Raw genomic sequence first — 24422 nt, 5'->3', positions numbered from 1 at the left:
GTCACATCTTCTGGTGCCGCGCCGTCGCCGCGCGCGGGTCGAAACCGAAGGGGAGTTCCAGCCGGTGGGCCCGCAACAGGGCCTCGTCGGAGAGGAGTTCACCGGTGGGGCCGTCGGCGGCGATCGTGCCGTCGCTCAGGATCAGGGTGCGCGGGCACAGTTCGAGGGCGTAGGGCAGGTCATGCGTGACCATGAGGACGGTCACGTCCAAGGTGCGCAGGATCTCCGCGAGTTCGCGCCGGGAGGCGGGATCGAGGTTGGAGGAGGGCTCGTCGAGGACGAGGATCTCGGGCTCCATGGCGAGGACGGTGGCGACGGCGACCCGGCGTCGCTGCCCGAAGGACAGGTGGTGGGGCGGCCGGTCGGCGAAGGCGGCCATGCCGACGCGGTCCAGGGCGGCCCGCACACGTGCGTCGAGCTCCGCGCCCCGCAGCCCGGCCGCCGCGGGTCCGAACGCGACGTCCTCCCGCACGGTCGGCATGAACAGCTGGTCGTCCGGGTCCTGGAAGACGATGCCGACCCGGCGCCGGATCTCCGCCAGGTGCTGCCTGCCGACGGGCAGGCCGGCCACCGTCACCGTGCCGGCGCCCCCGCCGAGGATGCCGTTGAGGTGCAGCACGAGGGTGGTCTTCCCGGCGCCGTTCGGGCCGAGCAGCGCGACCCGTTCGCCGCGTCCGATCGAGAAGTCGACGCCGAAGAGGGCCTGGTGGCCGTCGGGGTAGGCGAAGGCGAGGCCGGAGACCTCCAGCGAGGCGGTGGTGGTCACAGGACCCGTCCCAGCAGGCAGACGACGAGGGCGGACGTGGGCAGGGCGAGGGCGCGGGTCCACTGGGCCCCGGATGCGGTCACCTCGTCGATGACCGGCATCGAGCCGTCGTAGCCACGGCTCACCATGGCCAGGTGGACACGCTCCCCGCGTTCGTAAGCGCGGATGAACAGCGCGCCCGCGGACTTCGCGAGCACGCCCCAGTGGCGCACGCCCCGTGCCTCGAAGCCCCGGGACCGACGGGCGATCCGCATCCGGCGCAGCTCGTCGGTGACGACGTCGCCGTAGCGGATCATGAAGGAGGCGATCTGGACCAGGAGCGGCGGGAGCCTCAGCCGCTGGAGTCCCAGGAGCAGTTCCCGCAGCTCCGTGGTGGCCGCCAGCAGGACGGAGGCGGCGACGCCGAGGGTTCCCTTGGCGAGGACGTTCCAGGCGCCCCACAGGCCGGGCACGCTGAGCGGGAGGCCGAGGACGTCGACCCGGTCGCCCTCCGCCACGAACGGCAACAGCACCGCGAAGGCGACGAACGGCACCTCGATCAGCAGCCGGCGCAGCACGAAGGAGGCGGGCACGCGCGCGTGCTGCGCGACGGCCGCGAGCAGTACGGCGTACAGCGCGAACGCCCACATCGCCGTGCGCGGGGTCGAGACCACGACGACCACGAAGCCGAGGACGGCGGCGAGCTTGGTGTGCGGCGGCAGCGCGTGCACGGGGGAGTGCCCGGGCCGGTAGAGCCGGTGGGCGTGCCCCGCCCCCATCAGCGCGCCTCGGAGGGGGCGCTCGTACGGCGCCTGCGCACCGCCCAGAACACCCCGCTGCCCGCGACGACGGTCGCGCCGACGCCGATCACGCCCGCGAGGCCGCCGGAGAGCCGGGCGTCGGAGACGTCCCGGACGCCGTAGTCGGCGAGCGGGGACCCGGCGGCGGCGTGCTCCTCGGTCCTCGCGTCGATGCCGTGGTCGTGGGCGACCTTCTCCAGCCCGTCCGGGTCGGCGGAGGCGTAGAAGCTGACGAACCCGGCGAGCACCAGGGAGGCCGCCAGGCCCGTGAGCCACAGCGCGCGCCGGGAGGTGCGGGCCGCCACGGGCGCCGGAGCGGGCGCCGGGGCGTCCACCAGTTCGCCGTCGATCCTGAGCTTCAGCCGCTGCCGCAGTCCGCGCGCCCCGTGCACCAGGTCCGGGCGTACGGCGATCACCGCGCCGACCGTGAGCGCGGTGATCGCGGCCTCGCCGAGGCCGATGAGGACGTGCACACCGATCATGGCCGTGGCCACCTTGCCGAGGGCGACGTCGGTGGTGCCGCCGACCGCGTAGAGCAGCGTGAAGGCGACGGCCGCGGCGGGCACGGAGAGCAGGGCGGCGACGAAGGCGGCCGCGGTCACCGGGCGCCGGCCGCGCGGCAGGACCTTCACGAGGCCCCGGAAGACGGCGTACGCGACCACGGTGGTCACGAGCGCCATGTCGGTGATGTTGACGCCGAGCGCGGTCAGGCCGCCGTCCGCGAACAGGATGCCCTGCATCAGCAGCACCACGGACACGCACAGCACGCCGGTGTACGGGCCGACCAGGATCGCGGCCAGCGCCCCGCCCAGCAGGTGGCCGCTTGTTCCGGCCGCGACGGGGAAGTTGAGCATTTGTACGGCGAAGATGAACGCCGCCACCAGACCGGCCAGCGGAGCCGTCCGGTCGTCGAGTTCACGGCGCGCGCCCCGCAGGCCGACCGCGAGCGCGCCGGCCGCGAGGACCGCGGTGGCCGCCGAGGTGGGAGCGTCGATGAATCCGTCGGGTACATGCACGGTCCCGATTTTAAGGTGTTGTTGCGAAGCTTTTGCAAGAGCTGGAAACTTGTGACCCTCCGCAAGCGCATTCCGGAAAATGTGCGACATTGGAGAGAAAGCGGATGCACAGTCTTCGCAGAGATCACGGAGCGTAGAGGGCAGTCCGATGTCTGTAGTCGAGCAGTACGCGCGCGCCCACATCGTCACGGACGAGGACGCCCGGGACGAGCCGCCCGCGGTACCCGTCGTCCTGCGGTACGACCCCGACGCGGACCCGCGGTCGGTACGGGTCGGCCTGCCCGGCACGGACGAGTGGACGTTCTCGCGCTCGCTCCTCGAACAGGGCCTCAGGGCGCCGGCGGAGAGCGGTGACGTCCGGGTGTGGCCGCTCGGGCGGGTGCAGGCCGTGGTGGAGTTCCACTCCGACCACGGCACCTCGGTGGTGCAGTTCGAGTCCAAGGCGCTGCTGCGCTTCCTCAGGCGCACCTACATGGCCACCCCCGTGGCCGGCTGAGGCCCTACAGGGACGATCCCAGCTTCAGCAGCGCCGCCACGATCGGACCCGCCGTGTCGCCGCCGTGGCCGCCGGCCTGGACCACGCCCGCGGCCGCCAGGTCGCCCTTGTAGGCGGTGAACCAGCCGTTCGGCTTCTTCTGCCCGTCGACCTCCGCAGAGCCCGTCTTGGCGCCGTAGTCCGGCCCGAGCCCCGCCATCGCCTTGGCCGCCGTGCCGTACGCCGCCGTGTAGGACATGACCTCCTTCAGCTCGGACTGGGTCTTCGCGGACATCGTGCGCGAGGCCTTCGCGAGCGTCCGGTTGTCGACGCTCGGCGCGACCAGGTACGGCTGGTGGAAGGTGCCGGTCTCGACGGTGGCCGCCACCGACGCCATGTTCAGCGGGTTCATCCGCACCCCGCCCTGACCGATCAGCGAGGCGCCCATCTGCGCGCCGCTCTGCACCGGGACCGAGCCGTCGAAGGTCGGCACGCCGATGGCCCAGTTGTTCATGCCGAGGCCGTAGACCTGCTGGGCCTCGGTGGTCAGGTCGCTGTCGGAGAGCTTGGGCGCGAAGTTGATGAAGGCGTTGTTGCAGGAGGCGCCGAAGCTCAGCTTGAACGTGCCCTTCTTGATCTCGGAGTCGTCGTCGTTGTGGAAGGTCCACCCGGCGAGCTTGTACGTCTTCGGGCAGGGGTGCGACGCGTCCGGGGTGATCAGGTTCTTCTCGAAGAGCATCGTCGAGGTGATGATCTTCATGGTGGAGCCGGGCGCCAGGGAGCCCTGGAAGGCGACGTTGAAGCCGTGGCCGGAGTTGGCGACCGCGAGGATCTCGCCGGTCGAGGGGCGCACCATGACGACCGAGGCGTTCTTCCGGGTCATGACCTGCTTCTCGGCGGCCGCCTGGAGGGTCGGGCTGAGGGTGGTCTTCACCGTGCCCGGGGTGCCCTTGCTGAGCTCGACCAGCGTCTTGTCGGAGAGCTTCGCCTTCTCGGACGCCTTGCCGCGCACCACGCGCAGTTCGACGCCCGCCTTGCCGCCGGCCTTCTTGCCGAACTTCTCCCGCAGTCCGTCGAGGACCGGACCCAGCGACGGGTACTCGGCGGTGGTGATCTTCCCGCCGTCGCGGTCCAGGGCGGTGACGGGCGGGGTGCCGGACTCGCCGGTGACCAGGGTGTCGCCGTCCTGGAGGTCGGGGTGGACGACGGCGGCGTGCCAGTCGACCAGCGGCTTGCCGTCGCTCTTGCGCCGGACGACGGTGAAGGAGGAGTTGTACGAAAGCGGTTTGCTGACGCCCTTGTAGGACACCGTCGCCTTCACCGAGAACGGCACCTTCGCGCCCGTGCGGGCGCCCTCGGTGAGGGTGACGTCCTTGATGTGGGCGTCCTTGCCGTAGCCGGTGAGCAGCCTGACGCAGGCCGCGGGGTCGTCCGTGACGGCGGCGGCCCGGGTGGTCCTGCCCTGCTGCCAGGAGGCCAGGAAGGTCCTGGCCGTCGTCTGCACCTCGGTCGCCGACAGCGGGCCGGTCCTGACGTCCTTGTGGTCGGCGGTGCCGGAGGCCGCGTCCGCGGCGGCCCCGCCGTCGTACAGCGCGTAGCCGCCGAACCCGGCGGCGCCGACGACGACGGCGATCACTCCGCCGATGACGGCGGGTCTCTTCTTCCGCCGCTCGGCGACGCGCCTTCTCTTGCCCACAGCTCAGTTCCTCCGCGCACTTCCCCAGGGTCCCCGCCGCCCCGTAGCCCTCACGCTCCCCAACGACTGCATCAGCCTAGAGTCCCGCCCTGTGGGAGTGACGTCAGCCACCGATCCGTAGCACACTCGCGACAATCGGACCGGCCGCGTCGATGCCGTGCCCGCCGTCCTGGGTCATGGCCGCGGCGGCCACGTCGTTGCGGTAACCGGCGAACCAGCTGTTCGACTTGGACTGCCCGTCGACCTCCGCCGAACCCGTCTTGGCGCCGATGCTGCCGCTCAGCCCGCGCATCACACCGGCCGCGGTGCCGCTGGTCGCGGTGCGGTTCATCATGGCGCGCAGCTGTGCGGTCGTACCGGCCGACAGGCCCTTGGCGGTGGCCAGTTCACGCCCGTCCAGCTTCTGGGAGACGAGCACCGGCTGCCGGAAGGTGCCCGTCATCGCGGTCGCCGCGACGGAGGCCATGTTCAGCGGACTCATCTGCACCTGGCCCTGGCCGATCAGGTTGGCCGCGGTGTCCGGGCCGCCGGAGGCGGGCACCCGGCCGTCGAAGCTGGGGATGCCGACCTTCCAGTCGTTCCTCCCGAGCCCGAAGCGGTCCTCGGCCTCCTTGGTGAGCGAGTCCACCTGGACCGAGTCCGCGTACTTCACGAACGCCGTGTTGCAGGAGCGCGCGAAGCTGTCCGCGAGGGTGGCCTTCTCGTCCGGCTGAAGTCCCTTGAGGTTGCTGAACGTCTGGCTCTGCCAGGTCGCCGTCGGCGGACAGGGCGCCGGGCCGGTCGAGGTCGTCAGGCCGGTGTCGATGAGGGTGGCGGCGCTGATGATCTTCATGGTGGAGCCGGGCGCCAGCTCGCCGAGGAAGGCCGCGTTGAAGCCGTCCACGCGGTTGTTGGCGACCGCGAGCACCTCGCCGGTGCTCGGCTTGACGGCCACCACGGAGGACTCGGCGTACTTCGTCACCGCCGTCTCGGCGGCGGCCTGCACGCGCGCGTCGAGCGTCGTGCGCAGCTTGCCCGCCCTGCCCTCGGTGAGGGTCAGGAGCGTGGTGTCGGCGGCCTCCTGGGAAGCGTGCCGGATGACCAGCTCCACGCCCGGGGTGCCGCCCGCCTTGTCGCCGTACCGGCTGCGCAGCTCGTCCAGGACCGGGCCGAGCGACGGGTACGTGTCCTTGGTGAGGACCTTGCCCTCGCGGTCGACGGCCTCGATCGGCGGGCTCGCGGCCTCACCGGTGGCCAGGGTGTCGCCGCGCCGCAGCTGCGGATGGACCACGGAGGGCTGCCAGTCGACGAGCGCGCGGTGCGTGGTCTCGCCGCGCACGATCCGCAGGGAGCTCTTGTAGGCGAGCGGTTTCGACTTCCCGCCGTAGGTCACGGTCGCCCTGACGCCGAACGGCACGGTGGCGCCGTGGGCCGTGCCGGGTGTGATGTGCACGTCCTTGATGTGCGCGGTGGCGCTGAAGGAGGTGAGGACCGGTTCGGCGTCGGCGGAGTTGTTCGTGAACGACGCGGCGCTCACCGACCGGCCCTGCTCCCACGCCGTGAAGAACTTCTGCGTGGTGTCCTTGATCTCGTCCTTGGTGGGCGGCCCGGTCCGGACGGTCGGTGTGCTGTCGCCCCTGAGTGCCGACAGCACGTTGTACGCGCCGTAGCCCGCCCCGCCCACCACGACGGTGCAGACGCTGCCGACGATGGCCGCCTTGACCCCCTTGCGCATGGCGCGAGTCCCTCCCCGTGCTTCTGCCGCATTTTATGAACGCGTTCAAAAACTGGCTGTGACTCGCACTGTAGGTCGTTGTGGGGCCCCTGTGGCAGGGGTTGACCGATTGTTGTCCGAATGGAGATCAGGGATGTGTCTCAGACCCAGGTGTCCAGCCACATCCGTGAACGCCAGGAGTCGATGGGGATCGCCGTGCCCGTGTACAGGGGCCAGAAGTAGATGAAGTTCCACGCGATCAGCAGCACCAGGACGCCCGCACCGGAGGCGCCGACCAGCCTGCGGGTGTCGCTGGAGCCCGGCGGGCCGATGATCGCGCCGATCATCATCGCCACCGCCAGACACAGGAACGGCACGAAGACGACGGCGTAGAAGAGGAAGATCGTGCGCTCCTGGTACATGAACCAGGGCAGGTAACCGGCCGCGATGCCGCAGGCGACGGCGCCGGCCCGCCAGTCCCGGCGGAAGGCCCAGCGCCACAGGACGTAGGCGATCGCGAAACAGGCCGCCCACCACAGCAGCGGCGTGCCGATCGCGAGCACCTCACGGGCGCACTTCTCACCGGCGTCCGACGGGCAGCCGTCCGCACCGGGGGACGGCGACTCGTAGTAGTACGACACCGGGCGGCCCAGCACGATCCAGGACCACGGGTTCGACATGTACGTGTGCGGCGACGACAGGCCGATGTGGAACAGGTACACCTCGTGCTCGTAGTGCCACAGGCTGCGCAGCCAGTCGGGCAGGAACGTCCAGTTGCCGCCCTTGCCGTCGCCGGCCGCCCAGTTGCGGAAGTAGCCGCCGGTGCCGTCGGTGGGGGAGAGGATCCAGCCGATCCAGGACGTCAGGTAGACGGCGATCGCCACCGGGACCGTCGCCAGGAACGTGATCCCCGTGTCGTGCGTCAGGACCGCCCGGTACGGGTGCGCGGCACCGGCCACCCGGCGGGCGCCCACGTCCCACAACAGTGCCATCACGCAGAACGCGGCCAGCACGTACAGCCCGTTCCACTTGGTGCCGATCGCGAGCCCGAGCAGCAGGCCGGCGGCCCACCGCCAGGGGCGCCAGCCGAAGCGGAAACCGTCGGCCACGCGGGCGTCGGGACGGATCCGGCCGTCCGCGTCCGGCGGCAGCGCGGCGGCGAGCTTCGCCCGCGACCTGTCCCGGTCGACGACCAGACAGCCGAACGCGGCCAGTACGAAGAACATCAGCACCCCGTCGAGCAGCGAGGTGCGGCTCATCACGAAGTGCAGGCCGTCCACCGCCATGAGCGCGCCCGCGAGGCAGCCCAGGAACGTCGAGCGGAACAACCGGCGCCCGATCCGGCACAGCAGCAGCACGCTGAGCGTGCCCAGCAGCGCCGTCATGAAGCGCCAGCCGAACGGGTTGAAGCCGAAGATCAGCTCACCGAGCCCGATGACGTACTTGCCGACCGGCGGGTGCACGACGTACGCCGCGTCCGCCGGGATGGTCAGGTGGCCGTTCGACTGCAGGATCAGGTCGTTGGCGTTCTTGTCCCAGTTGACCTCGAAGCCGCGGTGGACGAGTGCCCAGGCGTCCTTCGCGTAGTACGTCTCGTCGAATATCACCGCCTTCGGGCTGCCCAGGTTCCAGAACCGCAGCAGACCCGCCATCAGCGTCACCAGGAGCGGGCCGCCCCACGCCGACCACCGCGTGATCCGGTCGGCGAGCACCGGGGGCACACCCAGGGCGAGCCACAGCCGCGAACCGGGCTCGGCGTACGGCGGCACCAGACGGTCGACGACACCGGCGCCCTCGGTGCCTCTGCCGTCGGCGATGTGCGCCGTGCGCGCCGGGCTCTGCGGGTAGCCGAACCGGCGCAGCCGCTGCTGCCACGCCGGCCGCTGGTCGAGCGCCGCCTGGTCCTGCCGGGTGTCCGTGGAGGACGCGGTACTGGTCACCGCGCCATCGTAGGGAACCGTTCTGTGTGAGTCCCGTGCAATGGGTCTTCACGGTGGGTTCCTTTGCGATCGGCCCGGGCTGGGAGGATGGGGGAGTGACTGGAACCCTTGTCCTCGCAGGCACCCCCATCGGCGACGTCGCGGACGCGCCGCCCCGGCTCGCGGCCGAGCTGACCGGCGCCGACGTCATCGCGGCCGAGGACACCCGGCGGCTGCGGTGGCTCACCCAGGCGCTCGGTGTCACGCCCAAGGGCCGCGTGGTGTCGTACTTCGAGGGCAACGAGGCCGCCCGCACGCCCGAACTGGTCGAGGAACTGGTCGGCGGCGCGCGCGTGCTGCTCGTGACCGACGCCGGGATGCCCTCCGTCTCCGACCCCGGCTACCGGCTGGTCGCCGCGGCCGTGGCGAAGGAGATCCGCGTCACCGCTGTCCCGGGGCCGTCCGCGGTGCTCACCGCGCTCGCGCTCTCCGGACTGCCCGTCGACCGGTTCTGCTTCGAGGGCTTCCTGCCCCGCAAGGCCGGTGAGCGCCGCTCCCGGCTCCAGGAGGTCGCCGAGGAGCGCCGCACCCTCGTCTACTTCGAGGCCCCCCACCGCCTCGACGACACCCTCGCCGCCATGGCCGAGGTCTTCGGGGCCGAACGCCGGGCCGCCGTCTGTCGTGAGCTGACCAAGACGTACGAGGAGGTGCGCCGCGGCCCGCTGGCCGAGCTGGCGGTGTGGGCCGCCGAGGGCGTGCGCGGCGAGATCACCGTGGTGGTGGAGGGCGCGCCGGAGCGGGGGCCCGAGGAACTGGACGCGGCGGAGCTGGTGCGGCGGGTGCGGGTGCGGGAGGAGGCCGGGGAGCGGCGCAAGGAGGCGATCGCGGCGGTGGCGGTGGAGGCGGGAATTCCGAAGCGGGTCGTTTTCGACGCCGTGGTCGCAGCGAAGCGTGCGGAGGGGTGAGGTCGGGTTCCGTAGCGCCGCGTGATTGCTTTTGTGCAGTCTTCCGCGGGGCGGTGGGGGCTGGTCGCGCAGTTCCCCGCGCTTCTGGAGGGGCGCCTCGGCGACCGGCGTTCCAGGGGGGCGCTCCTGATCTTCGAGCGCGACGCCTCTCCTTTGAGCGTGCGCCCCTGACCTGCGCAGATGTGTCCTCTGAGCAGGGGGCATCTCCTCTGAGCGCGCGCCCCACAGGAGGGTAAAGCTGGGCGGGGAAAGGCAAAGGCAATCCCCCCTTCCCGAGGCCGATTCGGCAAGTGGAGTCCAAATCGCCTCCAACACTCGACAGCCCTGCTGCATTCGCGCCGGTGAAGGCGTCCACTGGTCAGCAGGGACGCACCCGTCCCTCACCCCCATGGGATTCCGGGGGGAATCCCGCGCCGGGGGTGCTTGTCCAGCGGACAAGAGGAGCTGGCATGAGTGAGATCGCAGGGCAGACCGGCCTCCGCGGTGCGGCCGCAGCCGTCGTCCACGAGTCGTATTCCTTCGCCTGCATGCGCTGCGGGCACGGCTGGGAGCAGTCGTACGAGATAGAGCACCACACGGACGCCGACAACCACGAGTTCGTCATGTATGTGGCGAACGGCCATGTGGTGCCGTCCCCGCTGAGCCGGCCCGCGTGCCAGAACTGCGACGGTCAGGTCGTGCGGATCATGCGCGCGGGGCAGGTCTCGTCGGTGCAGAACGCGGCCCACCGGGCGCAGCAGCACCGGCCGCCGCAGCCCCGGCCGGCCGGGGAGGACGGCACGGAGCCCGGACCCGAGGCGGCGGCGACGGAGGCCTCCGCACGGGTCGGGGCGGACCACCACTGGCACCTGTCCGATCTCCTGCATCCGTTCCAGCGCAAGGCGAGCTGACCGGGCGCGGGTCCGGCGGGGCATGCCCCTTCCGTAGGATCGGGGCATGCCTTCGAACGCCGCCGGTACCGGCGCCTCCGGTACGTCCGACAAGAACGCGGCTCCGCCGCTGCCGGAACCCCTCCGGGTACCGGTCGCCGACTCCCACACCCATCTCGACATGCAGTCCGGCACCGTCGAGGAGGCCCTCGCGAAGGCCGCGTCGGTGGGGGTGACGACGGTCGTCCAGGTCGGCTGCGACCTCAAGGGCTCACGCTGGGCCGTCGACACCGCGGCCGCCCACGACAGCGTCCACGCGACCGTGGCGCTGCACCCGAACGAGGCCCCGCGCATCGTGCACGGTGACCCTGGGGGTGAGCGGTCGCGGCAGGGCGCCCGCACGGCGGGCGGTGACGCCGCGCTGGACGAGGCGCTGGCCGAGATCGACCGGCTGGCCGGGCTGCCCCAGGTGCGGGGCGTCGGCGAGACCGGCCTCGACCACTTCCGCACCGGACCCGAGGGCATGGCCGCGCAGGAGCGTTCCTTCCGTGCGCACATCGAGATCGCCAAGCGGCACGGCAGGACCCTCGTCATCCACGACCGCGACGCCCACGCCGACGTCCTGCGGGTCCTCAAGGAGGAGGGCGCCCCGGAGCGGACCGTCTTCCACTGCTACTCCGGGGACGCCGGGATGGCCGAGGAGTGCGCCCGCGAGGGCTACTTCATGTCCTTCGCCGGCAACGTCACCTTCAAGAACGCCCAGAACCTGCGGGACGCGGTGGCGGTGGCCCCCCTCGAACTCCTCCTGGTGGAGACCGACGCGCCCTTCCTGACCCCGGCGCCGTACCGCGGACGGCCCAACGCCCCGTATCTCATTCCGGTCACGGTGCGCGCGATGGCCGCGGTACGGGGGATCGACGAGGACGCGCTGGCGACGGCCCTGGGCGCCAACACCGCCCGCGCCTTTGGCTACTGAGGGTATATCGATCATAACTGACGTGTAACGACCGCGGGGTTGCGGCTTCGGTCGGGTGGCGACCGTGCGTAGTCGCGCCGCTTTGGAGAGTGACGGGAGCTCCGCTAGGTTCTGGGGGCCCGATCCGGACCCGTCTGGCCCTCTGGAGCGTGTCGGCGTGAGCGCATCGCAGTACGAGACGCCAAAGGCGTACGACCCCTACGGCATGCCGGGGGCGCACGGCGCCGTCGGCGCACCCCCGGCGCAGGGGGACTTCCGGGCCCCCGGCGCGTGGGGCGGGCACGGGGAGCACGGTGCCTACGGCACGCCTGGGGCGCACAGCGCCCACGGCGTACACGGTGCCTATGGCACGTATGGCGGCCATGGGGCGCCGGGGGTGGTCGGCGCGCAGGGCGTGCACGGCGCACAGGGCATGCAGGCGATGTACGACGCCGAGACGCTCGGATACGGCCTGACCTACGGCGTCGGCGACACCTACCGGCCCGCCTACGAGATGGCGGCCGGGGCGGTCCCGTCGGCGTCGGCGGCGCAGGGGCGGGCGCAGGCACGCGCGCAGGCCCAGGCCCAGGCCCAGGTGCAGGCGGACGGCCGGCAGGCGGCGGCCCGCGCGTACGCGAGCGAGCCGGCGTCCGCGCGGCACGGCGGACGCGGGCCGCAGGGCGAGGTGCGGGAGGCGGGTGCGCACGCCGTGGGCGGCCGGCGTGCCGCACGCCGGCGCAGGGCGCGATACGGACAGCGGCCGGAGTCAGCCGTCCGCCGCCTGCTGCCCCAGGCGCTGGTGGTCGTGTTCCTCGCCGGCGGCACCACCGCCTTCCTCGCCAAGGACAAGGCGGTCGAACTGACCGTCGACGGCAGGCCGCGCACCCTGCACACGTTCGCCGACGACGTCACAGGCCTGCTGGTCGAGCAGGGCGTACCCGTGGGCGTGCACGACGTGGTGGCGCCCGCCCCCGGCACCGCCCTGGCCAGCGGCGACGAGGTCGCGGTGCGCTACGGCCGCCCCGTACGGCTCACCTTGGACGGCGAACCGCGCGAGGTGTGGACGACGGCACGCACGGTCGACGGGGCGCTCAGGCAGCTGGGCGTGCGCGCCGAGGGCGCGTACCTGTCGGCCTCACGCTCCCAGAGCATCGGACGCGCCGGCCTGGCGCTCGACGTCCGCACCGAGCGCACCGTCACCGTCCTCGCGGACGGCCGGACCCGCACCATCCGCACCAACGCCGCGACCGTCGGCGAGGCCGTCGAGGAGGCCGGCATCACCCTGCACGGCCAGGACACCACCTCCGTGCCGCGGACCGGCTTCCCGCGTGACGGGCAGACCGTGACCGTGCTGCGCGTCGCGGGCAGCAAGGAGGTGCGCGAGGAGGTGATCCCGTTCGAGGTGCGGCGGACCCAGGACCCGAGCCTGTTCAAGGGCACCGAGGTGATCGAGCGGGCCGGGCAGCCCGGCCTGCGGCGCGTCACCTACTACCTGCGGACCGTCAACGGGGTCCGGCAGAAGCCGCACCGCGAGTGGTCCGAGCTGGTGCGCGAACCGACCGCGCAGCTCGTGAAGGTGGGCACCAAGCCGCACCCCGACTCGGTCAAGGGCGCCGACGGCCTGGACTGGCACGGTCTCGCCGTCTGCGAGTCCGGTGGCCGCGCCCACGCGGTGGACCCCTCAGGGACGTACGGAGGGCTGTACCAGTTCGACACCCACACCTGGCACAGCCTCGGCGGCAGCGGCCGTCCGCAGGACGCCCCGGCCGACGAGCAGACGTTCCGGGCGAAGAAGCTCTACGTGAGCCGCGGCTCCACCCCCTGGCCGCACTGCGGGGCCCGGCTGCACGGGTGACCGGCGGGAGTCGTCCCCGGCGGCCCGTACCCTTGTCCCGTGAGCAGCCCCACCCCCGACGCCCTCCTCGGCCCCGCCGACATCCGTGAGCTCGCGGCAGCACTCGGTGTACGCCCCACCAAGCAGCGCGGCCAGAACTTCGTGATCGACGCCAACACGGTCCGCCGTATCGTCCGCACCGCCGGGGTCCGCCCGGACGACGTCGTCGTCGAGGTCGGGCCCGGGCTCGGGTCCCTCACCCTCGCCCTCCTGGAGGTCGCCGACCGGGTCACCGCCGTCGAGATCGACGACGTCCTGGCGAGCGCCCTGCCCGCGACGATCACGGCGCGCATGCCGGCGCGCGCGGACCGCTTCGCGCTGGTCCACTCCGACGCGATGCACGTCGCCGAGCTGCCGGGGCCCCCGCCGACCGCGCTCGTCGCGAACCTCCCCTACAACGTCGCCGTCCCCGTCCTGCTGCACATGCTGGAGACCTTCCCGAGCATCGAGCGGACGCTGGTGATGGTGCAGTCCGAGGTCGCCGACCGGCTCGCCGCCGCACCCGGCAACAAGGTGTACGGCGTGCCCTCCGTCAAGGCCAACTGGTACGCCGAGGTGAAGCGCGCCGGCGCCATCGGCCGCAACGTCTTCTGGCCCGCGCCGAACGTCGACAGCGGGCTGGTCTCCCTCGTCCGGCGCGCCGAGCCGCTGCAGACGAAGGCGTCCAGGAAAGAGGTCTTCGCGGTCGTCGACGCGGCGTTCGCGCAACGGCGCAAGACCCTGCGGGCGGCGCTCGCCGGCTGGGCCGGGTCCGCGGCGAACGCCGAGGCGGCCCTGGTCGCGGCCGGTGTCTCGCCGCAGGCACGCGGGGAGTCGCTGACGGTGGCGCAGTTCGCGAGAATCGCCGAGGCCGCGACCGTGGACCGCGAGGCGTCCCCCGAGCCCCAGGCAGAGGAGTCCGGCAAGTGAGCGTCACCGTACGCGTGCCCGCCAAGGTCAACGTCCAGCTCGCGGTCGGCGCCGCCCGCCCCGACGGCTTCCACGACCTCGCCAACGTCTTCCTCGCCGTCGGCCTGTACGACGAGGTCACGGTCACCCCCGCCGACGAGCTGCGCATCACCTGCGAGGGCCCGGACGCCGACCAGGTCCCCCTGGACCGCACCAACCTCGCCGCGCGCGCCGCACTCGCCCTCGCCGCGCGCCGGGGCATCGAACCGGCCGTGCACATCCACATCGTCAAGGACATCCCGGTCGCCGGCGGCATGGCCGGGGGGAGCGCCGACGGGGCGGGCGCGCTGTTCGCGTGCAACGAGCTCTGGCAGGCCGGCGCCTCCCGCGCCGAACTCCTCGCCATCTGCGCCGAGCTGGGCAGCGATGTGCCGTTCAGCCTGATCGGCGGCGCCGCGCTGGGCACCGGCCGCGGCGAACGCCTCACCGCCCTCGAAGTCGGCTCCACCTTCCACTGGGTGTTCGCGATGGCCGGGCGCGGGCTGTCCACCCCGGCCGTCTTCCGCGAGTTCGACCGGCTCGCCGACGGGCACGACATCCCCGAGCCCGTCGCCTCCGACGACCTCCTCCACGCGCTCGCCAAGGGGGACCCGGACGCGCTCGCCGCCGCCGTCTCCAACGACCTCCAGCCCGCCGCGCTCTCCCTCTTCCCGGAACTCGCGGCCACCCTCGACACCGGCAGGGCGGCCGGTGCCCTCGCCGCGCTGGTCTCCGGCTCCGGGCCCACGACGGCGTTCCTCGTCCGCGACGCCGGGACGGCGGCAGAGGTGTCCGAGGCCCTCCGCGCCTCCGGCACCTGCCGCACGGTACGCACGGCGGCGTCCCCCGCGCCGGGTGCGCGGGTGCTCACCCCGACGAAGGCGCCGGCGCAGACCCCGACGAAGGCCTCGACGCAGGATCCGGGCTCCCCCGTCGGCGCGTGAGCCCCGGCGCCGCCCACCCCCGCGCGGCCCGGCGCTGGCCGGACCGCACCTGGGAGGGTGTGCCGGTCAACCGGCCTGGCGTACGGCGTGCAGGGATCCGCTCAGCGTGCCCTCCTGCTGCTCGTAGTGGGACAGGGCGAGACCCAGACCGATGAAGGTGGGCGCCCACTCGCCGACGAAAATGCCCCAGCGGTCGGCGCGTTCCACACCGGCCCGCTCGGCCTGGAGGCTGGTCAGCCAGGAGGCGAAGCTCAGCCCGATCGACGCCAGGCCGGCCAGGTAGGCGTGCTCGCTGCGAACGCCCATGTCGTGAAGCTTCTTGATCACCATAGGGCTGTCTCCGTTCTGTACGGGATCACGTATCGGAGTAACCCCCAGCCCCTGGCCCATTCGCGAGATCTGCACTAATTTCTCCCCCTTTGTCTTTTTGGCTGCCCTGAGCCCTGTCGGGCCGCCGGGCCGGACTGTAGGTGATCTGTAGGCGACGTGTCGGCGGCCGCTGGAACCGTGGGGACCGAGTTGCCCGGCAGTCAGCCGCAGCCGTCCTCACCGGCAAGGGAGCCCCGTCGCCATGTCGTCCGCATCCTCCACCCCGCCCTGGAACGTCCACCGCCTGCCGCGCGCCGACGGCAGCGTCTTCCTGGTCACCGGCGGCAACGCCGGCATCGGCTACTTCGTCGCGGAGCAGCTGGCGGCCACCGGGGCGACCGTCGTGCTCGGCAGCCGGAGTCCGGCGAGGGCCGAGGACGCCATGGCCTCGATACGCGCGCGTGTCGCCGGCGCGCGGGTGCGGGCGGTACGGATGGACCTCGCCGACCTCTCCTCGCTCCGGGAAACGGTGGAGTCGCTGGAGCCGGGTCGTCTCGACGCGGTGGTCCACAACGCCGGCGTCGCGCTCGACGACCCCCCGCGCCAGGAGACCGGGGACGGTCACGAGCTCATGTTCGGCACGAACCACCTCGGGCACTTCGCGCTGACCCGGTGGCTGATGCCGTTGCTGTCGGCCGCGCCCGCGGCCCGCGTCGTGACGACGGGCAGCTTCGCGGCGAAGTCCGAGCGGCTCGACCTGGACGACCTCCAGTCCCGGAGGGACTACCGGCCCAAACGCACCTACGGGCGCTCCAAACTGGCGCAGATGTACTTCGGCGTCGAACTCGACCGCCGCCTGCGTGCCGCCGGCAGCACGGTGGCGAGCGTGGTGGTCCATCCCGGCGGCGCGCTGGACTCCCTCACCCCCGCACGGCCGCCCGTGCACGTGCGGACGGCCGGTGCGCGGCTGGGCGCGGCACCCGCCGCCCTCCTCCTCCAGGGCAAGCACGCGGGCGCGTGGCCCGCGGTCCGGGCGGTGCTCGACCCGGCCGTACGCGGCGGCCTGCTCTGGGGCCCGCGCGTCTTCGGCCTGCGCGGCGAGCCACGCCCCGAACCCCTGTGGGACCACCTCGCCGACACCGGCACCGCGGCCCGGCTGTGGGCCGCCAGCCGCGACCTGACCGGCACCGATCCCGTCACCGCCATCGGCTAGCCGCGGGCGGGCGGAAAGCGGCTCCCGGCCGGACGGCCTCCCCGCGCGCATTACGCTGGGAGGCTGACCGTCCCCGTGCGCAGGAGTGAAATGGCCGTCAACCTGGTCAATGTCGAGAACGTCAGCAAGGTCTACGGCACCCGTGCCCTGCTGGACGGCGTCTCGCTCGGCGTGTCGGAGGGCGACCGCATCGGAGTGGTGGGCCGCAACGGCGACGGCAAGACCACTCTCATCCGGATGCTCGCCAAGCTGGAGGAGGCCGACACCGGACGGGTCACGCACTCCGGCGGACTGCGCAGCGGCGTCCTCACCCAGCACGACTCCCTCGACCCGGCCGCCACCGTGCGGCACGAGGTGATCGGCGACATGGCCGACCACGAATGGGCCGGCAACGCCAAGGTCAGGGACGTCCTCACCGGCCTCTTCGGGGGACTGGACCTGCCGGGCTTCCCCAAGGGCCTGGACACCGTGATCGGCCCGCTGTCCGGCGGTGAGCGGCGGCGCATCGCGCTCGCCAAGCTGCTCATCGAGGAGCAGGACCTGCTCGTCCTGGACGAGCCCACCAACCACCTCGACGTCGAGGGCATCTCCTGGCTGGCCAGGCACCTGCGCGAGCGCCGCTCGGCGCTGGTCTGCGTCACCCACGACCGCTGGTTCCTCGACCAGGTCTGCACCCGCATGTGGGACGTGCAGCGCGGCGCCGTCTACGAGTACGAGGGCGGCTACTCCGACTACGTCTTCGCCCGCGCCGAGCGCGAGCGGATCGCGGCCACCGAGGAGACCAAGCGGCAGAACCTGGTCCGCAAGGAGCTGGCCTGGCTGCGCCGGGGCGCCCCCGCCCGTACCTCGAAGCCGCGTTTCCGGGTCGAGGCCGCCAACGAGCTGATCAAGGACGTGCCGCCGCCGCGCGACAGCTCCGAGCTGATGAAGTTCGCCTCCTCCCGGCTCGGCAAGACCGTCTTCGACCTGGAGGACGTGACCGTCCAGGCCGGCCCCAAGGTGCTGCTCAAGCACGTCACCTGGCAGCTCGGTCCCGGCGACCGCATCGGCCTGGTCGGCGTCAACGGCGCGGGCAAGACCTCGCTGCTGCGCGCCATGGCCGAGGCCGCGCGGACCGACGGCGAGGCGCAGCCGGCGGGCGGCCGGGTCGCCGTCGGCAGGACCGTCAAGCTCGCCTACCTGTCCCAGGAGGTCGCCGAGCTCAACCCGAACACCCGGGTCCTGGAGGCGGTCCAGCAGGTCCGCGAGCGCGTCGACCTCGGCAAGGGGCGCGAGATGACCGCAGGTCAGCTGTGCGAGACGTTCGGCTTCAGCAAGGAGAAGCAGTGGACGCCGGTCGGCGACCTCTCCGGCGGCGAACGCCGCCGCCTCCAGCTGCTGCGCCTCCTCATGGACGAGCCGAACGTCCTCTTCCTCGACGAGCCCACCAACGACCTCGACATCGAGACCCTCACCCAGCTGGAGGACGTCCTCGACGGCTGGCCCGGCTCGATGATCGTCATCTCCCACGACCGGTTCTTCGTGGAGCGCACCACCGACCGCGTCTTCGCCCTGCTCGGCGACGCCACCCTGCGGATGCTGCCGCGCGGCATCGACGAGTACCTGGAGCGCAGGCAGCGCATGGAGGAGGCGGTGGCCGCCACCGCCGTCGCCCCGAAGGCGCCCTCGGCCGAGCGCAGCGCCGCCGACCAGCGCGCCGCCAAGAAGGAACTCCAGAAGATCGAGCGCCAGTTGGACCGCATCTCCGAGAAGGAGAGCAAGCTCCACGACCAGATCGCCGCGAACGCCACGGACTTCACCAAGGTCGCCGAACTGGACGCCCAGCTGCGGGTCCTGAGCGGTGAGCGCGAGGAACTGGAGCTGTCCTGGCTGGAGTTGGCGGAGGACGCGTAGCACTTCCACCGGCGCGAATCAGCCGCGCACTCCCGGGCGCACAACCCCCTTGCGTGCGCCCGGTGAAGGGGGCGTGAAGGCGCGTAACGGTGGCATCACGGGGCGGTTCTGCCTTGGGAACGGCGGGAGAGACGGCCCCGGGGCCTGTCGGTGCCGGGTGATAGAAAGGTCGGTCTGAGAGCAGTCTGAGAACGTCCTGAGCCCGCCGAGGGTCCCGGGACGTGGCTAAAAATCAGTGAACGGGGGAAGAGCGCTGATGACTCAGCCACCGAACCAGCCGCCGCAGGGCGGCTTCGGACCACCACAGGGCCAGCCACCGGCCGGTGGCTTCGGCGCTCCGCAACAACCGCCCGCGCAGGGGGGTTTCGGCGCGCCCCAGGGCACCCCTCCGGGCGCCCCCGGCACCCCGCCGCCCCCTGCCCAGCCGCCCCAGCCGGGCTACGGCTACCCGCAGCAGCCCGGCACGCACGCCGGGCAGCCCGGCCCCTACGGCCAACAGCCCGGCCCCTACGGCCAGCCGGCCGGCCCGTACGCCGCGCCCGGTCCCTACGGCTATCCGCAGCCGCCCACGGCCCCGCAGTCCGGCTACGGCCATCCCCAGCAGCCGCCGCAGTACCCGGGCGGCGGTCCCTTCAAGGGGAAGCCCGCGCTGGTCGTCGCAGCTGTGGTGGCCGGGCTGTTGGTCGTCGGGGGCACGGTGTACGCCGTGACCGGCGGCGGGAACGGCGGCAAGAAGCCGGTCGCCCACCCGTCGCAGGCACCCGGGACGTCCGCCGAACCGGTCGATCCGGGCGACGGCAGCGGCAACGGCGGTGCCGACCCGGAGAACCTCAACGAGGGCCGCAAGTCCGGCGAGGCCAAGGTGCTCTGGTACAAGTCGGCCCCCGACGCACCGGCGAACGGCGCCGACGCCCCCGGCATGTGGATCACCGGGAAGACGGCGGTCAAGGCGGCGTACAAGCAGGTCTTCGCCTACAAGGTGGGCAACGGCGATCCGGCGTGGGGCCCGATCACGTTCCCGCAGAAGATCTGCGCGGTCACCTCCGCCAAGTCCGCGGACGACAAGGTCGTCGTGGCCTCCATGAGCGGCACCAGCGACCGGGCCAAGTGCAACCAGCTCCAGGAGATCGACCTGGACACGGGCCGCAAGGGCTGGACCGCGACCGTCGCCGACGGCGGACTGTTCGACAGCGCCCTCAGCATCGAGCTGACGATCAGCGGAAAGACACTGATGGTGGGCCGTTCCCAGTCGGGCACGGCCTACGACCTCGGCAGCGGCAGGAAGCTGTACGACAAGGAGAAGTACGGCGCGGCCTGCTTCCCGTCGGGCTTCGCGGGCGGCACGGACCGGCTGGTCGAGGTGGCGTCCTGCGGCGCCGGCGGCAGCAACGAGCACGACGAGATCTCGGAGCTCGAACCGGCCACCGGCAAGGTGAAGTGGACGCGGCCGGTCAAGAAGGGCTGGAAGGTGGGGCGGACCTACTCCGTCGACCCGCTCGTGGTCTACATGACCAACGAGGACAAGAACGCCTGGAACATCTCGACGCTGGACGGCAAGGGCACGTTCCGCTCGGAGGTCAAGGTCGACGAGAAGTTCGCCCCCCAGTGCGGCTGGGCGCTCCTCGACAGCGACCTCCAGGGCTGCCAGGGCGTCGCCGTCGACGCCGACACCCTCTACCTGCCGACGGACGTGAGCGGCGGCGCCAACGAGATCGTCGCGATCAGCCTCACCGACGGCAAGGCGAAGTGGCGGGTGAAGTCCCCGACGGACGAGTCGATGTCCCCCGTCAAGGTCGAGGGCGGCAGGCTCGTCGCCTACGTACGGCCGTCGTACGACGCCGGCGGCCGGGTCGTGTCGATCCCGACCAGCGGCGCCACCCACACCCCGGCCAGGCTGCTGCAGAACCCGCAGCACACCGCCGACATCGAGGACGGCTTCTACGACGGCGCGGTCGACTGGGTCGACGGCCGCTTCTACGTCTCCTCCACCCGGCTGACCGGCAGTGACCAGGCGAAGGAGAAGCTGATGATGGCCTTCGGCAACTGAGCGGGCCGCCCCGTGCCGTCCACCTGTCAGCGCCGTCCCCAGCCGCCCGCCCGCGTGCCGTCCCCCGAGGTAGCCCCGTCATGACCCAACCGCCCCCGCCCAACCAGCCCCCGCAGCAGCCCGGTTTCGGCGCCCCCGCGAACCCGCCGCAACCGCCGCCCGGTCCACCCGTCCCGCAACCGGGCTACGGCTATCCGCAGCAGCCCCCCGCCCCGCAGCCCGGTTACGGCTACCCCCAGCAGCCGGCCCAGCCCGCCACCCCCGGCTACGGCTACCCCGCCCAGCCCCCCACGGCCGGCAACCCCTACGCCCAGCAGCCCGGTTACGGCTACCCCGGCGGCCACCCGGGCCACCCGGGCCACCCGGGCCACCCGTTCCAGCCCGGTGGCCCCGGCCCCGGTCCCGGACCCTCCGGTCCCGGCCGGAACAACGCCGTGCTGCTCATCGTCACCGCCGCGGTCGTCGCCATCGCGCTGATCGTCGGCGGGGGCATCTGGTACGCCAGGTCCTCCGGCGGCGACGGCAAGAAGGACGACACCGCGAACTCCACGGGCGGCAGCACCGGCGGCCGGAAGACCGGCGGCGGCAAGGGCACCGAGAAGGTCCCCGCCGACCCCACCTCCAAGGTCCTCTTCCAGGTGCCGATGCCCGCGGCGAACGACACCACGGTCACCGCGGGCTCCTGGCTCACCGACGAGGTGTACGCGAAGACCGGCGTCGCCGGGATCACCGGCTACGACCCCGACTCGGGCGCAACGCTGTGGACGGTCCCGCTGCCCGGCCCGGTCTGCTACGCCACCGGCCACGTCAGCACCGACGGCAGGACCGCGATCGTCTTCCAGCCGAAGACGCCCCCCAAGGGCTCCAGCGCGGGGTGCTCCCAGGTCGCCGCGATCGATCTCAAAGCCGGCAAGAAGCTGTGGACCAAGTCCGTCAAGTCCGGTGACGTTCCGGTCAACTTCAACAACGTGACGGTCGCCCGGCAGACCGTCGCGGTCGGCGGCACCAGCGGCGGCGCCGCCTTCGACCTGGCCACCGGCAAGGTGCGCTGGCAGCCGAAGTCGACCGACACCTGTTACGACGCCGGTTACGGCGGCGGCACCAGACTGGTCGCGGTCCGCAGGTGCGGCAGCGGCGACTCGGCCCAGCTGCACATCCAGACCATCGACCCGGTCTCCGGCAAGGTGGTGTCCGAGTACAAGATGACCTCGGGCATCGAATACGCCAGCATCGTGTCGACCGACCCGCTCGTGGTGGCCGCCGACGTCAACGACAGCGCGGGCGACGGCAGCGGCTTCTCCGACGTCTTCTCCATCGACAACGCCACCGGGAAGCTGCGCACCCGGATCTCCACGCCGGGCAGCTCGTACGCGGTCCGCTGCGACGGCATCTACGAGGTGGAGAAGTGCAAGGGCGTGGTCGTCGGCAACGACCGGCTGTACCTGGCCACCGAGGAGCACGACGGCAGCGGGGCCTACGCGAAGACCAACGAGATCGTCGCCTTCGACCTCGCCACCGGCGAGCAGACGGGCCAGCGCGCCGACGCCGGCAACAACTACACGATCACACCACTGCGCATGGACGGCACCAATGTGATCGCGTACAAGAGCGCCCCGTACAACAAGGGTGCTCAGGTCGTCAGTATCGACGGTGGCTCGTTCAAGGAGACCAGGCTGCTGGAGAATCCGGTGAGCACCGCGGTCAAGGCGGTGGAGACCAGCATGTCACCGCAGTACGCGGAGGCCCTCTACTCGCAGGGCCGGCTCTACCTGTCCGCGGTGTACGCCCACGCCGTCGGTTCGTCGACGTCGGGGAAGGAGTACCTGGTCACCGCGTTCGGCGCGGGAGGCTGAGGCCAGGTCAAGTGGGTGCTTACCGCACCACACCCGCTCTTCACCCGCGAATACGAGAAAAGCCTGAGATTCCTCCGATCCGGGGCACTTCTCATCAGTAGGGGCAGCGCAACGTCGAACAAGCGTGTAGCTTCCGGGGGCATGAAAGGACGGGGTGCCGGGGGGCCTCTGTCCATGCGGACCAGTGGGCATCCATAGTGGGGCATCCATTGGGGGGACTGGGGGGTTGCTCTATGGGAGTGCGGCTCATGGTGGTCGACGACCACCGGTTGCTCGCCGAGGCGCTGGCGTCTGCGCTGAAGCTGCGCGGCCACCGGGTGCTCGCGGCGGCGGCACCGGCGGCGGGCGCGGCCGAGCTGGTGATCACACGGGCGCCCGAGGTGTGCCTGCTGGGCACGGCGACCCCCGCCGAGCCGGGCATCTTCGACCCGGTGGTGCGGATCAAGAAGGAGCGCCCGCAGGTCGCGGTGCTGGTGCTGGGCCCGGTGCCGTCCCCGCGGGGCATCGCGGCGGCCTTCGCCGCGGGCGCCTCCGGGTACGTACGGCACGACGAGCGGATAGAGGGCGTGGAGCGCGCCATCATGAAGGCGAGGTCCGGCGAGGCAGCGGTGGCGCCCGCCCTCCTCCAGGGTGCGTTCAGCGAGCTCCTCAACCCCGCCGCCCAGCCCGACGACGAGGGCCAGCGCCTCCTGCAGATACTCACCCCGAGGGAGGTCGAGGTCCTGGTCCGGGTGGCCGACGGCGAGGACACCCGCCTCATCGCCGCCGGCATGGGCATCGCCCCCAGCACAGCCCGCACCCACGTCCAGCGGGTCCTGATGAAACTGGGCGTGGGCTCCCGCCTGGAAGCGGCGGCCCTGGCAGCCCGAACAGGCCTGCTGGACAGGGCCGGCCCTCTCAACGGCGGCACCCAGGCGCCCCTTTAGGGGCGCGGGGAGTGCGCGACCAGCCCCCACGCACCCGCAGACGACACACGATCCGCCCTTACTCCTTCGGTTCCTCCGGAGGTACCGGAGGAGGCGTCGGCCGCACCCACAGCCACACCAGAAAGAACACCCCCAGCAACAGCATCCCGATCCCCGTCCACAGGTTGATGTTGATCCCCTGTGCCTTGTCGATCTCGGCCTGCGAGTCCGTGATCCCGGTGATCGTCACGATGATCCCGTACAGCACGAACAGCCCACCGATGATCCGCCGCAGGTCGAAGATCCGCGCGGCGGTCGTGGACCGCCCCTCCAGCTCGGTGACCTCGCGCTGGACGTCCTGCTCGGAGTAGTGGAACCCGGTGCGCTCCGGGCGCCCGAAGTCGTCGGTCATGGTCTCTCTCTCCTTCCTTCATTCTCCAGCGACGGCGGTCAGAACGAGAACGGGATGTAGCAGAGGGCCGCGAGGACCACCGCCCCCCAGCCCAGCAGCGCCGGCCGCCGGTACCAGGCCTCGTCCCCGGGCGCGGGCGGCTCGGCCATGCCGGGGGAGCTCGTGCCGTAGACGAGCCCTGCCAGCTCCGCCTCCGGCTTCGGCGCGGTGAACAGGGACACGATCACCATCACCACCGCACCGGCGACGAACCCGGCGATCGCGGAGACGAAGTTGGCGCCCTGGTCGGTGGGGATGTCGATGATGTGCCGCTTGTAGAGGACGAAGTAGTTGACCATCGCGGTCACGGTCCCCGCGAGCAGCCCCCAGAAGCCGGATTTCGCCGAGGCGCGCTTCCAGAACATGCCGACGATGAAGACGACGAACATCGGCACGTTGAAGAAGGAGAACAGCGTCTGGAGGTAGCTCATGATGTTCGAGAACGACGACGCGAGGAACGCCGTCCCGATGGACGCGCAGACGCCGATCGCGGTGATCAGCCGCCCGAAGCGCACGTAGTAGCCGTCCTCGCGGCCCTTCACCACGTACTTCGCCCAGATGTCGGTGGTGAACACCGTGTTGAAGGACGACACGTTGGCGGCCATGCCCGCCATGAAGGCCGCCAGCAGACCGGTCACCGCGATGCCGAGCACCCCGTTGGGCAGCAGCTGCGACATGAGGTACGGGATCGCGTCGTTGTACTGGAGGCCGGACTTCGCGGTCCCGATGTTCGGCACCAGCGCGGCGGCGACCAGCCCCGGGATCATCACCAGGAATTCAGGACCGGCATCGCGGCCATCGTGGTGCAGTTCGGGTTGGCGATGATGCCCTTGGGGCGGTTCCCGATCGCGTG

20 protein-coding genes and 1 pseudogene are annotated in these 24422 nt (G+C 71.9%); 12 read left to right on the top strand and 9 right to left on the bottom strand.

Translation table 11 applies throughout. The annotated features are described in order from the left end of the window. Position 1: 1 nt before the first annotated feature. The 3 genes from ABZ646_RS00105 to ABZ646_RS00095 are packed head-to-tail and all read right to left on the bottom strand — an operon-like array spanning position 2 to position 2561. A complete protein-coding gene (locus ABZ646_RS00105; protein WP_360511282.1) occupies positions 2–766 on the bottom strand; it encodes an ABC transporter ATP-binding protein in 765 nt (254 codons plus the stop codon). Further along, the gene (gene cbiQ / locus ABZ646_RS00100) at positions 763–1524 is read right to left on the bottom strand and encodes a cobalt ECF transporter T component CbiQ (RefSeq protein WP_360511280.1); all 762 of its coding nucleotides are present in this window, start codon (positions 1522–1524) and stop codon (positions 763–765) included. Before cbiQ ends, ABZ646_RS00105 begins: the two co-directional genes overlap by 4 nt. Further along, positions 1524–2561: an energy-coupling factor ABC transporter permease gene (locus ABZ646_RS00095; RefSeq protein WP_360511278.1), complete on the bottom strand. Its 1038-nt coding sequence runs from the start codon at positions 2559–2561 to the stop codon at positions 1524–1526. Before ABZ646_RS00095 ends, cbiQ begins: the two co-directional genes overlap by 1 nt. Positions 2562–2709: 148 nt before the next feature. Between ABZ646_RS00095 and ABZ646_RS00090 the strand changes: the two genes are divergently transcribed. Then, complete coding sequence (locus tag ABZ646_RS00090; protein WP_360511276.1) at positions 2710–3057, top strand: SsgA family sporulation/cell division regulator; 348 nt, start codon at positions 2710–2712, stop codon at positions 3055–3057. A gap of 4 nt (positions 3058–3061) precedes the next feature. Here ABZ646_RS00090 and ABZ646_RS00085 read toward each other — a convergent pair whose 3' ends face one another. The 3 genes from ABZ646_RS00085 to ABZ646_RS00075 form a co-directional block, all read right to left on the bottom strand. Further along, positions 3062–4732, bottom strand: a complete 1671-nt coding sequence (locus ABZ646_RS00085; RefSeq protein WP_360511274.1) for a penicillin-binding transpeptidase domain-containing protein — start codon at positions 4730–4732, stop codon at positions 3062–3064. A gap of 103 nt (positions 4733–4835) precedes the next feature. After that, on the bottom strand, positions 4836–6446 hold the full coding sequence (locus tag ABZ646_RS00080; RefSeq protein WP_360511272.1) for a penicillin-binding transpeptidase domain-containing protein: 1611 nt from the start codon (positions 6444–6446) through the stop codon (positions 4836–4838). Positions 6447–6586: 140 nt separating this feature from the next. Continuing rightward, positions 6587–8365, bottom strand: a complete 1779-nt coding sequence (locus ABZ646_RS00075; RefSeq protein WP_360511270.1) for a phospholipid carrier-dependent glycosyltransferase — start codon at positions 8363–8365, stop codon at positions 6587–6589. Positions 8366–8460: 95 nt separating this feature from the next. Between ABZ646_RS00075 and rsmI the strand changes: the two genes are divergently transcribed. The 6 genes from rsmI (at position 8461) to ABZ646_RS00045 (ending at position 14898) form a co-directional block, all read left to right on the top strand. After that, complete coding sequence (gene rsmI, locus ABZ646_RS00070; RefSeq protein WP_360511268.1) at positions 8461–9309, top strand: 16S rRNA (cytidine(1402)-2'-O)-methyltransferase; 849 nt, start codon at positions 8461–8463, stop codon at positions 9307–9309. Between the two features lie 449 nt (positions 9310–9758). Continuing rightward, positions 9759–10199: a hypothetical protein gene (locus ABZ646_RS00065; RefSeq protein WP_360511266.1), complete on the top strand. Its 441-nt coding sequence runs from the start codon at positions 9759–9761 to the stop codon at positions 10197–10199. A gap of 46 nt (positions 10200–10245) precedes the next feature. Continuing rightward, positions 10246–11154, top strand: a complete 909-nt coding sequence (locus tag ABZ646_RS00060; RefSeq protein ID WP_360511263.1) for a TatD family hydrolase — start codon at positions 10246–10248, stop codon at positions 11152–11154. Between the two features lie 412 nt (positions 11155–11566). Then, entirely contained in the window at positions 11567–12988 is a 1422-nt protein-coding gene (locus ABZ646_RS00055) for a ubiquitin-like domain-containing protein (protein ID WP_360511353.1), read from the top strand. Positions 12989–13027: 39 nt separating this feature from the next. Next, positions 13028–13936, top strand: coding sequence for a 16S rRNA (adenine(1518)-N(6)/adenine(1519)-N(6))-dimethyltransferase RsmA (gene rsmA, locus ABZ646_RS00050; RefSeq protein ID WP_360511261.1), 909 nt, complete (start codon positions 13028–13030; stop codon positions 13934–13936). Beyond that, entirely contained in the window at positions 13933–14898 is a 966-nt protein-coding gene (locus ABZ646_RS00045; protein WP_360511259.1) for a 4-(cytidine 5'-diphospho)-2-C-methyl-D-erythritol kinase, read from the top strand. The genes rsmA and ABZ646_RS00045 overlap by 4 nt, the downstream gene beginning before the upstream one ends. A gap of 66 nt (positions 14899–14964) precedes the next feature. Here ABZ646_RS00045 and ABZ646_RS00040 read toward each other — a convergent pair whose 3' ends face one another. After that, positions 14965–15228, bottom strand: coding sequence for a hypothetical protein (locus ABZ646_RS00040; protein ID WP_360511258.1), 264 nt, complete (start codon positions 15226–15228; stop codon positions 14965–14967). Positions 15229–15469: 241 nt separating this feature from the next. Between ABZ646_RS00040 and ABZ646_RS00035 the strand changes: the two genes are divergently transcribed. The 5 genes from ABZ646_RS00035 (at position 15470) to ABZ646_RS00015 (ending at position 23139) form a co-directional block, all read left to right on the top strand. Then, positions 15470–16420 carry an SDR family NAD(P)-dependent oxidoreductase gene (locus ABZ646_RS00035; RefSeq protein ID WP_360511256.1) on the top strand — a complete coding sequence of 317 codons (951 nt, stop codon included), beginning with the start codon at positions 15470–15472 and terminating at the stop codon, positions 16418–16420. A gap of 90 nt (positions 16421–16510) precedes the next feature. After that, complete coding sequence (locus tag ABZ646_RS00030) at positions 16511–18313, top strand: ABC-F family ATP-binding cassette domain-containing protein (protein ID WP_360511254.1); 1803 nt, start codon at positions 16511–16513, stop codon at positions 18311–18313. A gap of 256 nt (positions 18314–18569) precedes the next feature. Beyond that, a complete protein-coding gene (locus ABZ646_RS00025; protein ID WP_360511252.1) occupies positions 18570–20360 on the top strand; it encodes a PQQ-binding-like beta-propeller repeat protein in 1791 nt (596 codons plus the stop codon). Positions 20361–20440: 80 nt separating this feature from the next. Next, the gene (locus ABZ646_RS00020) at positions 20441–22213 is read left to right on the top strand and encodes a PQQ-binding-like beta-propeller repeat protein (RefSeq protein WP_360511250.1); all 1773 of its coding nucleotides are present in this window, start codon (positions 20441–20443) and stop codon (positions 22211–22213) included. 233 nt (positions 22214–22446) lie between these two features. Then, positions 22447–23139: a LuxR C-terminal-related transcriptional regulator gene (locus ABZ646_RS00015; RefSeq protein WP_360511248.1), complete on the top strand. Its 693-nt coding sequence runs from the start codon at positions 22447–22449 to the stop codon at positions 23137–23139. A 58-nt stretch (positions 23140–23197) separates the two neighbouring features. Here the strand turns inward: ABZ646_RS00015 and ABZ646_RS00010 are convergent, their stop codons facing one another. Together ABZ646_RS00010 and ABZ646_RS00005 are read right to left on the bottom strand one after the other, a co-directional pair. Further along, positions 23198–23530 (bottom strand): hypothetical protein, encoded by a 333-nt coding sequence (locus ABZ646_RS00010; protein ID WP_360511246.1) that lies wholly within the window; start codon positions 23528–23530, stop codon positions 23198–23200. 38 nt (positions 23531–23568) lie between these two features. Next, a pseudogene (locus tag ABZ646_RS00005) lies at positions 23569–24368 on the bottom strand (Na+/galactose cotransporter); the annotation flags it as partial. Positions 24369–24422: the final 54 nt, after the last annotated feature.

This window comes from Streptomyces sp. NPDC007162, from assembly GCF_040634175.1.
Classification (GTDB): domain Bacteria; phylum Actinomycetota; class Actinomycetes; order Streptomycetales; family Streptomycetaceae; genus Streptomyces.
The sequence above is the reverse complement of the archived record's forward strand: the minus strand, read 5'-3'. Positions and strand labels throughout refer to the sequence as shown.